The organism is Stenotrophomonas sp. 05N423 (assembly GCF_056397145.1).
Genome location: NZ_JBFTMV010000010.1, coordinates 88197 through 100962, shown reverse-complemented (window position 1 = coordinate 100962; position 12766 = coordinate 88197). Strand labels below are relative to the sequence as shown.

11 protein-coding genes are annotated in these 12766 nt (G+C 64.5%); 7 read left to right on the top strand and 4 right to left on the bottom strand.

The genetic code is table 11. The features are described 5' to 3' along the window. The first annotated feature begins 2 nt into the window (after positions 1 to 2). From AC1DGW_RS14810 to AC1DGW_RS14795, 4 genes are all read left to right on the top strand, one after another. Positions 3 to 1025, top strand: coding sequence for an SIR2 family protein (locus AC1DGW_RS14810; protein ID WP_478024406.1), 1023 nt, complete (start codon positions 3 to 5; stop codon positions 1023 to 1025). Then, positions 1022 to 4171 carry a type I restriction endonuclease subunit R gene (locus tag AC1DGW_RS14805; protein WP_478024404.1) on the top strand — a complete coding sequence of 1050 codons (3150 nt, stop codon included), beginning with the start codon at positions 1022 to 1024 and terminating at the stop codon, positions 4169 to 4171. The genes AC1DGW_RS14810 and AC1DGW_RS14805 overlap by 4 nt, the downstream gene beginning before the upstream one ends. Before the next feature lie 279 nt (positions 4172 to 4450). After that, positions 4451 to 5068, top strand: coding sequence for an XAC0095 family protein (locus AC1DGW_RS14800; protein ID WP_478024401.1), 618 nt, complete (start codon positions 4451 to 4453; stop codon positions 5066 to 5068). Between the two features lie 165 nt (positions 5069 to 5233). Beyond that, positions 5234 to 6019, top strand: a complete 786-nt coding sequence (locus AC1DGW_RS14795) for a hypothetical protein (RefSeq protein WP_478024399.1) — start codon at positions 5234 to 5236, stop codon at positions 6017 to 6019. A gap of 5 nt (positions 6020 to 6024) precedes the next feature. Here AC1DGW_RS14795 and AC1DGW_RS14790 read toward each other — a convergent pair whose 3' ends face one another. Continuing rightward, positions 6025 to 6432, bottom strand: a complete 408-nt coding sequence (locus AC1DGW_RS14790; protein WP_478024397.1) for a hypothetical protein — start codon at positions 6430 to 6432, stop codon at positions 6025 to 6027. 78 nt (positions 6433 to 6510) lie between these two features. After that, positions 6511 to 6699, bottom strand: coding sequence for a hypothetical protein (locus AC1DGW_RS14785; protein ID WP_478024513.1), 189 nt, complete (start codon positions 6697 to 6699; stop codon positions 6511 to 6513). Positions 6700 to 6856: 157 nt separating this feature from the next. Here AC1DGW_RS14785 and AC1DGW_RS14780 point away from each other — a divergent pair, with 157 nt between their 5' ends. Together AC1DGW_RS14780 and AC1DGW_RS14775 are read left to right on the top strand one after the other, a co-directional pair. After that, positions 6857 to 7585, top strand: coding sequence for an AraC family transcriptional regulator (locus tag AC1DGW_RS14780; RefSeq protein WP_478024395.1), 729 nt, complete (start codon positions 6857 to 6859; stop codon positions 7583 to 7585). Between the two features lie 89 nt (positions 7586 to 7674). Beyond that, positions 7675 to 10338: a M1 family metallopeptidase gene (locus AC1DGW_RS14775; protein ID WP_478024392.1), complete on the top strand. Its 2664-nt coding sequence runs from the start codon at positions 7675 to 7677 to the stop codon at positions 10336 to 10338. 39 nt (positions 10339 to 10377) lie between these two features. Here the strand turns inward: AC1DGW_RS14775 and AC1DGW_RS14770 are convergent, their stop codons facing one another. Continuing rightward, a complete protein-coding gene (locus AC1DGW_RS14770; protein ID WP_478024389.1) occupies positions 10378 to 10806 on the bottom strand; it encodes a type II toxin-antitoxin system death-on-curing family toxin in 429 nt (142 codons plus the stop codon). Between the two features lie 9 nt (positions 10807 to 10815). Further along, positions 10816 to 11037, bottom strand: coding sequence for an AbrB/MazE/SpoVT family DNA-binding domain-containing protein (locus tag AC1DGW_RS14765; protein ID WP_478024387.1), 222 nt, complete (start codon positions 11035 to 11037; stop codon positions 10816 to 10818). A gap of 146 nt (positions 11038 to 11183) precedes the next feature. Between AC1DGW_RS14765 and AC1DGW_RS14760 the strand changes: the two genes are divergently transcribed. Further along, positions 11184 to 12710 (top strand): PDZ domain-containing protein, encoded by a 1527-nt coding sequence (locus AC1DGW_RS14760; protein ID WP_478024384.1) that lies wholly within the window; start codon positions 11184 to 11186, stop codon positions 12708 to 12710. The last annotated feature ends 56 nt before the right edge of the window (positions 12711 to 12766 follow it).

The following is a 12766-nucleotide window of genomic DNA, read 5'->3' as shown; positions in this document are numbered from 1 at the left end:
CCATGGAATTCTGGCGCCCCAAGTACCATGAATATCTCAACTCCGAAGGGGATGTGACCATCATTGGTTCTACCTTTCAGCGGAGTCGAATACTCAAAGATTTAGAGCCTGAAACTTATCAACTATCTTTTGAAGATTGGGTTGAAGAGAGAAAGGCTGGCTTACGTGAGTTGGCTGGTCAAGTGCTGACCACACACGACAACGAAAACCGTTTCAAGGCTCTCAAGAGAGCATGTGAGTCTCGGAATGTTGTTCCATTTCTTGGTGCGGGTATATCAATACCTAGTGGTTATCCGGGGTGGACGAAATTTCTATGGGACCTACAGTCTGAGTCGCACGTCAAAGAGAATGATCTGGAGTTGTTGTTAAATTCTGGAGACTATGAAGGCGCAGTTCAGCTAATTTACGATGATCTTGGGTCTGCGTTATTCAACAAGCAGCTACAGGAGTGCTTTGATAGAAATTGCACGACTGCTGGCGCAATAAATTTGCTCCCGCTTGTGTTTTCAGACTCAAATATCATTACCACCAATTTCGACAAATTGCTTGAGTCTGTCTTTTCTGGGCAATCACAAGGCTTTGACCAAGTGGTGCTTGGCACTAACTTGGAAGAGGCACTGCGTATTTTGAGTGCTGGTGGAAGATATCTTCTAAAGCTGCATGGTTCATGCGAATCGATTGCAAATCGCGTGCTACTTCATGGCGAGTACGAGCACGCCTATAGCGACTCAGGAGTTGTTAAGAGATTCTTTTCACGCTTCTTGTTCGGGAAGTCATTGTTATTTATCGGCTGCAGCCTTTTGACGGACCGCACGCTACGGGCAATGGAAGAAGTAGTCTCAGCCGAAGGTTCCCACACGCTTCCACAGCACTACGCTTTCCTTGAGTTAAAAGATGGGGCCGATCGTGTAGAGCGGAAAAAGGATTTGGCAAGAGCCAACATATTTCCCATCTGGTATCCGGAGGGAGAGCATGATGAATCTATCGAAGCCCTATTGTTGGCGCTGATGGAGGATGGGGCATGATCACGGAGCAGCAACTCGAAGACCACAGCATCGCTTGGTTTCAGGAGCTTGGTTGGCAGTACGTTCAGGGTTCAAGCATTGCACCTGATGGAGAAAGCCCTGCGCGTACTGATTATCGCCAGACCGTACTGCGGGAACGCTTGTTAGTCGCGCTCACCCGCATCACCCCGCACATCCCCGCTGCGGCGCTAGAGCAGGCGGCACACGAGCTTCTGACGGTCAGCGAGCCGCTGCTGATTGCACGCAACCGTCATGTACATCGACTGCTGCTGGCTGGCATTCCGGTCGAGTTCTCCATAGGCGACGAAAAGCGCACCGACCTGGTCAACCTGATCGACTTTGCCAACCCGCGCAACAACGACTTCCTGCTGGTCAGCCAGTTCACCGTGACCGGTACCAAACAGCCGCGCCGCCCCGACCTGGTGGCCTTTGTCAACGGCTTGCCGTTGGCGGTGATCGAACTGAAGAACCCAGCCGCCGAGCAGACCGACATCTGGGATGCCTTCAACCAGATCCAGACCTACAAGGACGAGATCGGCGACCTGTTCAATGCCAATGTGGCGGTGGTGGTCAGCGACGGCTTTACGGCGCGTCTGGGCTCATTGACGGCGAATCAGGAGCGCATGCAGCCCTGGCGGGCGATTGCCAATGAGGACGACCGGCCGCTGCTGGAGTTCGAGCTGGAAACGCTGGTGCGCGGCTTTTTCGAGCCTGCGCTGTTTCTCGACTACGTGCGCCACTTCGTGCTGTTCGAACAGGACGCCGACCAGATCATCAAGAAGATCGCGGGCTACCACCAGTTCCATGCGGTGCGCGAGGCGGTGAATGCCACGGTGATTGCCGCCAGCAACCCGAGCAAGGGCTTGTTGGAAGTGCAGGAGCCGCGTGCCACCTACGGCAAGGAAGTGCAGCCCGGCAGCCGCAAGGCCGGCGTGGTGTGGCATACGCAAGGCTCGGGCAAGAGCATCACCATGGCCTGCTACGCGGGCAAGCTGTTGCAGCAGCCGGAGATGAAGAACCCCACACTGGTGCTAGTGACCGACCGCAACGATCTGGACGGGCAGCTTTTCGGTACTTTCTGCGCCGCCGAAGATCTGCTTCGGCAGATGCCGGTTCAGGCTGGTAGCCGCGAGGAACTGCGCGAGATGCTGGCTTCGCGCGAGGCAGGTGGCATCATCTTCACCACGGTGCAGAAGTTCGCTCTGCTGGACAATGAGGAACAGCACCCGCTGCTGTCGAATCGCAGCAATATCGTGGTGATTTCCGACGAGGCGCACCGCAGCCAGTACGGCATGAAAGGGCGACTGGATACCAAGACCGGCAAGTACGTATTTGGCTACGCCAAGCACATGCGCGACGCGCTGGCCAACGCCACCTTCATCGGCTTCACCGGCACCCCCATCGCCCTGGAAGACAAAGACACGAGGGCGGTGTTCGGCGATTACGTCAGCATCTACGACATTCAGGATGCGGTGGACGATGGTGCCACGGTACCGATCTTCTACGAAAGCCGCCTGGCCAAACTGGACGTGAACCAGGCCGAGATCGATGCACTCAATGTCCAGGTAGATGAGGTCATCGAGGACGAGGAAGACCTCACCGCCCGCGAGAAGACCAAGAGCGATTGGGCTGCGCTGACCAAGCTGGTCGGCGCGCAGCCGCGTCTGGAACAGGTGGCTGCCGATCTCGTGCAGCATTTCGAGACACGCAACGCCACGCTGGAAGGCAAGGCGATGATCGTGTGTATGAGCCGCGACATCTGCGCCGAGCTGTACAACGCTATCGTCGCCCTGCGCCCGGACTGGCACGATGCCGACCCGGAGAAGGGCGCAATCAAGGTAGTGATGACCGGCTCGGCAGCGGACAAACCCTTGCTGCAACCACACCTGTACAGCCAGCAGGTGAAGAAACGCCTTGAAAAGCGCTTCAAGGACCCGGCCGACCCATTGAAGCTGGTGATCGTGCGCGATATGTGGCTAACCGGCTTCGACGCGCCCTGCTGCCACACTATGTACGTGGACAAGCCCATGAAGGGCCACAACCTGATGCAGGCCATTGCCCGCGTCAACCGAGTGTTCCGCAACAAGCCCGGCGGGCTGGTGGTGGATTACATTGGCATCGCCAACGAACTGAAAGCGGCGCTCAAGACCTATACCGAATCCAAGGGCAAGGGCGACCCGGCGCACAACGCGGCCGAAGCCCTGGCGGTGCTGCTGGAGAAGCTAGACATCGTGCGCGGGCTGATGCACGGCTTCGACTACAGCGGGTTCGAGACCGATGCGATGAAGCTGCTGGTGCCGGTGGCCAACCATATCCTGGGGCTGAAGGACGGCAAGCAGCGTTTCCTCGATGCCATGCTGGCTGTGAGCAAGGCGTTTTCCCTGTGCAGCACGCTGGATGAAGCCGCGGCGCTGCGCACGGAAATTGCCTTCTTCGCCGCTGTCAAGGCTGCCATCGTCAAGTTCACCACGGTAGATCGCAAGCGTTCCGACGCGGACAAGAACAGTGCGCTCAAGCAGATCCTGGACAACGCTATCGTGGCGGACGGGGTGGCGGACATCTTCGCCCTGGCGGGCCTGGACAAGCCCAACATCGGCCTGTTGTCGGAAGAATTCCTGGAAGACGTGCGACAGATGAAGAGCCGCAACCTGGCGGTGGAACTGCTCGAAAAACTGTTGCGTGACGAGATCAAGGCACGGGCGCGTAACAACGTAGTGCAGGAGAAGAAGTACGGCGATCGCTTGCTGGAAACCTTGCGCAAGTACCACAACCGAGCGGTGGAGACGGCACAGGTCATCGAGGCGTTGATCCAGATGGCCAAGGACTTCCAGGCAGCGCTGGAGCGTGAAGCAGCGCTGGGGCTGAATCCGGACGAGATCGCCTTCTACGATGCGCTGGCCAACAACGAAAGCGCCGTGCGGGAGTTGGGCGACGATACCTTGAAGAAGATCGCCGTCGAGATCACCGAGAAACTGCGCAACAGCACCACGGTGGATTGGCAGGTACGCGAGAGCGTACGCGCAAAACTGCGGATTCTGGTGCGACGCACGCTGAAGAAGTGGAAGTACCCACCGGTAGGGGAAGATGCGGCTATCGAGTTGGTGCTAAAGCAGGCGGAGTCGCTGTCGAATGTTTGGTCGAAGTAATTACAGAGATCTCTTCTGCTTGACACTCGTATTCTTCAGTAGCAGTCTTGGCTCACGGAGCCTAGAAACTCCCCGTACAGCGGTACCCACCTCCGACAAACCGGTGGGTTTTTTGTGCCTGTCTAGCAGGCACAGCCGACGCGATGTCTGCGTCGGGAGGGCGGTGAATACAACACCCGCAAGGGGAATAAGCCCGCCGTCTGTACGCGGTTTCTAGCCTCCCGACTTCCCGTCCGCCGTTCCCGGCGGGCGGCCACTTCATGGAAGGAGGCGGCGACGATGGCGAAGCACGCGTTGGATGATGAGCGGCCGGGCTATTACCTGCCCGAGGACAGCCAGCTGCGGCTGGTGCGGCTGAGCGACCACATCAAGTTCCTGCTGCGGTTGATGCAGCCGCTGGCGGATGCGGCAGGCGAGCCGGCGCGCGAGGTGCGCATGGCCGAGGTGGCGTTCTGCCTGGAACTGCTGGGCGACCAAGTGGACCTGGTGCTGGACGAGGTGTCGTGGCCGGCGGCGCAGGTGGACGCGCCCGCGCGTGGTGCTGCAGGTGAGGCGCAGGGCTACGCCTTCGGCGTCACGCTGGCGCAGGTCGATACGCTGGATGGGCTGGTGCGCACGCTTGCCGCGCATGGCGATGTGCTGGCGGGTACCGATGCGGCCGGGTTGGCGGGTGGTACGTTGCCGTCGATGGGGCGCGCGGTGTTCGACGCGGCGGCGGCCGTGCGCGGGGTGTTGGATGCGGTGGAAACGCAGCGGCTGGCGGCGGGCGCGGATGCACGCTTGCGGGTGGAAGAGGCGCCGGCGGTGTATGCAGTGCCGCGTGCGTTGCCGGCAAGGGTGTCCAGGGATCAGGCGCGGGTGGAGGCGGAGCTGTCGTACGGCGACTACCTGCACTGAGGGCGGAGGCGCCGCGGCCGCACGGCCCATGGCCGTGCCGCTGCGGGCGGCCGGGCTGTTGGCACGCCGCTGTGGGCAGTCTGTGTCACATGGCGGGCGCCGCCCACGTCGCTTCCCACGGGTACGGCAAATCGGCGATGCTGCCGCAGCGAAAAGGGGGAAGGGATGACGCACGGGAAGCTGGACGACAACGGGGCTGCCGAGGGCGGTGCGCTGCCCGCCGGACCGATCAACTGGTCGCCGATTCCCGATGTCGGTGCGGGCGATGAATCCTGGGTGCTGGACCTGTGGCGGCGCGGTTGCCGCGAGCCGGCGCTGATGTTTTCCGCCGCGTATGTGCTGGTGGGGTTTCTGGGGCTGTGGTCGAGCGCGTGGTTCTACTACGGCTTCGGCATCAGCATCCTCGATTACCTGCAGGCCAGCGACTTCCTGGTGGCGGGCCTGCGCGACCCGGCCTATGTGCTGATCTTCGCCATCGGCGTGCTGCTGGCGGCATTGGTGAGCTGGCCGGAGGCGCTGCGCCGCCGTTACCCCGGGTATGTGGCCGACCTGCGCCGCCGCCGCTGGTGGGCGCGCATGGCGTTCCCGCAGGCGCGGATCATGACCTGGGATGGCGTGGGCATCCACCCGATCACCGGCGTGAGCATGGTGGTGGCGACCTTCATGCTGATGGGGTCGGCGGTCTATGTGCAGACCAAGGGCGAACTGGTGCGCGAGAAGGGCCGTGGCACGCCGGTGCGGGTGCACATGCTGGGCGATGCCGCGCCGCTGCCCGGCGAGGCGCGGCTGCTGGGCACCAGCAGTGCCTTCGTCTACCTGTGGTGGCCCGCGCAGCAGCGTGCCGAGGCGTTGCCGATCACCTCGGTGCGGCAGGTGCAGGGCAGGCCGAAATCATCCCGGAATACCAGGGCGCCGCAACCGGCGCCCGCCGCTTCGCCCGCTACGCGCTGATCTGCTTACGCCTGGTCCAGCGGAATGCCGTTGAGCTGGCGCTCCACGATTTCCAGAATCGTCGGCACGCTGACACCGAAGGAACCGGCGCGGCCGGCGTCGAAGGCCTGCCGCCTTTCGTCGTAGCCCTTGCGGTAATCGGCGGCCGGCGCCTGCGGGCCCACGTACGCCATGCCGCTGCGCTCGAAGGTCTGTTCGATGACCGGCGCGTGTGCAAGCCGCGTCATCACGCCGCCGGGCAGGCCGGGGTGGCGCACGCGCAGGCCATCGAGCGTGACGTGGAAGATGCGCCCGCCCAGCGGGTGCGTTTCCACCCGATTGATCAGCAGCGTGGGCTGCTCGTCGGGCCCGCGGCCGTTGCAGCGCCACAGCTGGCCGGCGGCGTAGTCGGTGGGAACGGGCGGCTGGCTCATGGTGATGGTCCGGTGGGTGGACCGCCGATGATGCCTTGCGGCCGCCGGCCTGACGTTGCGCAATCGGGCCGGATGCGCTCAGTGCCGGGTGTCGTGCCTACGCCCGCTGCCGGACTTCTTGCCGCCGCCGTCCTGCTTGTTGACCGTGGCCCAGGCGATGCGCTCGGCGGTCTTGGTGCTGGCGCCGCGCGCCTTTTCGCTCTTTTCGATGTGTTCGGCCTGGCGCTTCTGCTTGTCGGTGTAGCTGGATTTGTCGCCCTGGGTCATGGCCGTGCTCCCTTGGTGTGTGGGGCTTGCAGATATAGGCCGGGCGGTAGGTGGAGAGGGTGAAGCAGCCGTTGGCGGCGCGTTATGGCTGCCCACCGTCCGGCGGTGGAGAAGGGGTTGGCTAGAATGCGGCGATTGCACCGCTGCTGGACCTTGCTTGATGCGCATAGACCCCGCCGAGATCGAAGCCCTGTTCGACGCCATTCCCAGCGTGCTGTTCTTCGCCAAGGACGTGGATGGCCGCTACACCCACGTCAACATGACGATGATGCAGCGGTTGGGCGTGCGCTCGCGCGGCGAGGTGATCGGCCGGCGCGCCGACGAGCTGTACCCGGCCGGCATGAGCGAGGCCTATGTGGCCCAGGACGCGCGCGTGCTGGCCGGCGAGGTGATCGAGAACGTGATGGAGCTGCAGCTGTTCGCCAACCGCCAGCCGGGCTGGTGCTTGACCTGCAAGCGGCCCATCGTGGAGAACGGCAGGGTGGTGGGGCTGATCGGCATCTCGCGCGACCTGGGCCAGCGCGGCGGGCTGGAATCGCAGTACGAGCCGCTGCGGCTGGCGCTGGACTACCTCAACACGCACTACGCCGAAAACGTGCGCATGCAGACCCTGCTGGACATCACCGGGTTCTCGCTGTCCAAGCTGGAGCGCAGCTTCCGCAAGGTGTTCCAGATGACGCCGCAGCAGGTGCTCACGCGCCTGCGCATCCAGATCGCGCTGCACCTGCTGCACGGGCAGGACAGCGTGGCCAGCATCGGCCAGGCCTGCGGCTTCACCGACCAGAGCGCGTTCACCCGCAAGTTCAAGGCCGAGGTGGGCATGGCGCCACGCCAGTACCGGGCGATGATCGCGGCGCGGCAGGAAGGCAGAGTGCTGGAAATGTGAACGGACCATGACTTCCGGCGCTGTCGGGCCGGCTTCCTGACGATGACGATGGATGGCTGGGGATTCCATCGACAACAGGGAGAACAGGCATGCGTCGTATTCTGGCAACCGCGGTCACGCTGGCATTGGCCGGCACGGGCGTTCCGGCATTCGCACAAGGACAGGCGCCTGCCGCGCCGGCCGCGCAGTCGCAGGCGGTGACGACCCAGTTGCCGCGCACCGCGCGGCCCACGCACTACCGCGTTGAAGTCACGCCGCATGCGCAGCAGATGGCGTTCGACGGCAAGGTCAGCATCGACCTGGAGGTGTTGGAGGGGACGTCGAGCATCGTGCTGCAGGCGGCGGACCTGCGCTTTGCCAACAGCACCCTCACCGCCACCGGCGGCAAGCCGATGCCGGCCAAGGTGAGCATCGACGCCGGGAACCAGACCGCGACCTTCAGTTTCGACAAACCGCTCTCGCCCGGGCGCTACACGCTGGCCACCGACTACAGCGGCGTCATCAACACCCAGGCCAACGGCCTGTTCGCGCTGGATTACCCGACGCAGGCCGGCAGCCGCCGCGCGCTGTTCACCCAGTTCGAGAATTCCGATGCGCGGCGCTTCATCCCCTCGTGGGATGAGCCGGGCTTCAAGGCTACCTTCGACCTGGCCATCAACGTGCCCGAGGCCGACATGGCGGTGAGCAACATGCCGGTGGCCAGCAGCAAGGCGCTGGGCAACGGGCTGAAGCAGGTGGTGTTCCAGACCACGCCGAAGATGTCCACCTACCTGCTGTTCGTGGCTGCCGGCGATTTCGAGCGTGCCGCGATGAAGGATGACAACGGCACCGAGATCGGCGTGATCACGCAGAAGGGCAAGGTGGAGCAGGCACGCTTCGCGATGGAAGGCAGCCGCGATGTGCTGCGCGAGTACAACGACTACTTCGGCGTGTCGTATCCGTTGCCCAAGCTGGACAACGTGGCCGCGCCGGGCAGCAGCCAGTTCTTCAGCGCGATGGAGAACTGGGGCGCGATCTTCACCTTCGAGCACACCCTGCTGCTCGACCCGGCGGTGTCCGGCGTGTCGGACAAGCAGCGCGTGTTCTCGGTGGCCGCGCATGAGATCGCGCACCAGTGGTTCGGCAACCTGGTGACGATGGCGTGGTGGGACGACCTGTGGCTGAACGAAGGTTTCGCCAGTTGGATGGAAGAGCGCACCACCCGCAAGCTGCACCCGGAATGGGACGTCAATGATGTCGGCGCGGCGATGACCAGCCGCGGCGCGATGGGGCGCGATGCCTACGCCACCACCCACCCGATCGTGCAGCACGTGGCAACGGTGGAGCAGGCCAGCCAGGCCTTCGATGGCATCACCTACGGCAAGGGCGCGGCGGTGATCGCCATGTTCGAGGACTACGTGGGCGCCGATGCCTGGCGCGAAGGCGTGCGCAGCTACGTGCGCGCGCATGCTTATGGCAACGCGGTTACCGACGACCTGTGGCGCGAGATGGACAGGGCCGCGCCGGGCAAGCGTTTCGTTGAGGTCGCGCACGATTTCACCCTGCAGCCGGGCGTGCCGCTGATCCGCGTCGCCAGCCAGTGCGTGGACGGCAGGACGCAGGTGGCGCTGTCGCAGGGCGAGTACACCATCGACCGCAAGGACAAGGTGCCGCTGCGCTGGCGCGTGCCGGTGACCGTGCGCGGCGCCGACGGCAGCGTCGCGCGCACGCTGGTGGACGGCAACGGCGCGCTGGAACTGCCCGGCTGCGCCGGGCCGGTGCTGGTCAATGCCGGGCAGAAGGGCTACTACCGCACGCTGTACGCGCCGGAGCAGTTCAAGGCGCTGGGCCAGGGCTTCGCGCGCCTGCCGGTGGTGGACCAGCTGGGCGTGATGATGGACGCCAGTGCGCTGGCGGCGGTGGGCCTGCAGCCGGAATCGGACGTGCTGGACCTGACCGCGCAGGTTCCGGCCGATGCGCCGTCGGACCTGTGGGAAATGGTGTCCGGCACGCTGGGCGGCATCGACGCGCTGTTCAAGGGCGATGCGCCGCGCCAGGCGGCGTTCCGCAAGTACGCGCGTTCGCGGATGTCGCCGGTATTGCAGTCGCTGGGCTGGGACGCGCGCGAGGACGATTCGGCGCAGACCCGCCAACTGCGCGGCGGCCTGATCCGCATGCTCAGCACCATGGGCGACGAGCAGGTGGTTGCCGAGGCGCGCCGTCGCTTCGACGCGTTCCTGGCCAACCCGGAGTCGCTGCCGGCCGACCTGCGCCGCACGGTGCTGGGCGTGGTCGCGCGCAATGCCGACGCCGCCACCTGGGACAAACTGCATGCCCTGGCGAAGAAGGAAACCTCGGCAATGGTGCGCGACCAGTACTACGGCCTGCTGGCCCAGGCGAAGGACAAGGCGCTGGCGCAACGTGCGCTGGACATGGCGCTGACCGGCGAGCCGGGCGCGACCAACGCCGCCGAGATGATCGGCCTGGTGGCGCACGAGCATGCGGACATGGCGTTCGACTTCGCCGTGGCCCACCGCGAGAAGGTGGACACCCTGGTCGACAGCACCTCGCGCGCGCGCTACTACCCGGGGCTGGCCAGGAGTTCGGACAACCCGCAGATGGTGGACAAGATCCGCGCGTTCGCCGACAAGCACATCGCCCCGACCTCGCGCCGCGATGCGGAAACCGCGATCACCGGCATCCAGACCAAGCTGAAGCTGCGCGCCGAGCGCAAGCCGCAGATCGACGCCTGGCTGAAGAAGAACGGTTACTGAGGTTCGTGGTGGGCTGGGGCGCGACGCGACCGTCGCGCCTCAGCCGGCGTAGTTCGCACGCGGTTCCTGCACGCGGCCACCGGCATCGATGCGGATGCGCGGGCGCAGCCAGGCGGCGAATTCGGCTTCGCTGGTGGAGCCTTCGGCCAGGCCGAGGTACAGCGGGTAGAGCTCGAGGTCTTCGGCTTCGAGCTCGCCGCCATTGAGCATGATGAACACTTCGCAGGCGACGGCCGCCATGCGCTTGTTGCCATCGACGAAGGGATGGTTGCGCGCCAGGCCATAGGCCAGGCTGGCCGCCAGATCGGCAAGATCCGGCGGCGGGTCGCCATAGGCATGCAGTTGCTGCGGGCGGGCGAGCGCGGAGTCGAGCAGGGTGTCGTCGCGCACGCCGCTGGCGCCGCCATGCTCGGCCAGTTGCCGGTCGTGGACGGCGAGGGCGAGCGCGCGGTTGATCCAGACGATCATGGCGGCTCCTTACTGCGCGAGCTTGTGCAGCAGGGTACGGCGCTTGCGCATCACGGACTCGGCCACTTCCATCTGCGCGGCAAGCTCCGGGTCGAAGGCGGTCAGGCGGATGCCGTCGGGGGTTTCCAGCGCATAGAGCTCGTCGCCTTTTTCCAGGCGCAGGCGCGCGAGCAGCTCCTTGGGCAGGATGATGCCGGACGAATTGCCGATGCTGGTGATCTTGAGCTTCATGGCGGGATTTCGTGATTGTTATAACGAACGTTATCACTCGGTAATGCGCGGGGCAAGCGCATGGCTGGTACAGGGTTCATGGCACACTGCTTCGCCGGCCCACCGGGCCGGTGCGGAGGGGGCTCCGCATCACAGGGGAAACGAACATGCATCGTCTTGTCGTGCTGGCGCTTGTTGCGCTGAGCCTGTCGCCGTGGGTTGCCGCCGCGCAGTCGCCGACGACGGGCTACGTCCTGTGCACGTTGACCGATATCGGGCATACGCCCGCGCGGATATGGGCGTCGCCGGTATTCGAGTCCGATGTGGCGGCGTACGACATGGAGGCCCTCAACCGCCTGGCGGGTGCCTTCCATCGCCATGCGGCGGGACTGGGCGGTGCGGGCGAGAAGAGCTGTGTTGCGACGAGCACACGGGCCGAAGCCGAAGCACTGCGCCAGGAGCAGCGTGCGCTGTGGGACAGGCGCACGTTCTTCGTGAAGGCCGGCAGCTGGCATGACGTGCCGTGGACGCCGCCAGCGGACGTACTCGTCGCCAGGAATCCGGAGCAGGCACAGACGCGCTATTTCCGTTGCCATGCAACCATGACCGATGTGCCAGGGCGCATCGACATCGCATGGACCGTGAGCAGCGGCGTATTCGAGAAGCCGGTACCGGGAGATCGCGCCTTGGCAGCGGCGCTGGAGCAGGCGCATTCCTATCGGGAGGAGTTCAAGAAGGTCGCGCAGGCCGCGGGTATTCCAGCCGAACTTTCGTCGTGCTTTCCCTACGACACCCGCGGTGAGGCGGACAAGGCCGAGCGCGACTACCGCCGCCTGATCGGCGGCTTCAACACGAAGTACAACGTGATCGCCTGGGTACCGAGCGGCAAGGCGATACCACCACCGGTGATGCCATCGGCAACGGCGCAAACAGTGGACGTCAATGCCAAGCCTGCGGGACTGGGCATGAGGATCGGGGTGGTCGGCGCGGAACTGGCGCAGGCGTCGGGATTGGGGGCGCCGAGGGGCGCCTGGGTCATCGGGGTTGCCGATGGCAGCCCGGCACGACAGGGTGGTTTCGAGACGATGGATATCGTGCTCGAGATCGCCGGGCAGGCAGTTGCCGTGCCCGGCGATGTGGCGGCCATCATCGAACGCCTGCGGCCCGGTTTCGAGGCGCAGGTACATGTATGGCGTGCGGGAGCGTTACGCGAACTGAAGTTCATCGTGCCTTTGCCGCAGGCACCGGCGGCTCCGGTCGTGGCGGATGCGGTGGCTTCGCCTTCGCCGGAGGCCGTCCGCCGGCAGGCGGCCGTGGTGGAGCCCGCGACGTTGTACTGCCTGGGCTCGGTGCAGCGCTCCAAGCCGCCGTTGCTGTTGCGCACGCCGATCCGCCAGCAGGCGACGGCCGACGCAGATCCGATGGTTCTGAGAGAAACACTGGCGTCCCTGTATGCCGCAGCCAGGCAGGTCTATCCGGGCGACTGGCGCGACCAAGAGGTCAAATGCGAGACCACGTCCAACATGTTTCCCAGCGAAACCATGTGCATCGCCGTCAGCAACAGCCGTTTCGGCGGCTTGCAGAACGCCGTGCTGTTCTGCAACGCCTCGCGCGAGCAGATTCAGGCGCGCTCGCAGGGCATGGACAAGGCTGATGGCGGCACTGCACAGGCGTTCGACTGGCCTTCACCTTGATCCGGGGCAGGCGTTCCGGTGGTGAGCTACATAAGGAAACGGCCCGCTTGCGCGGG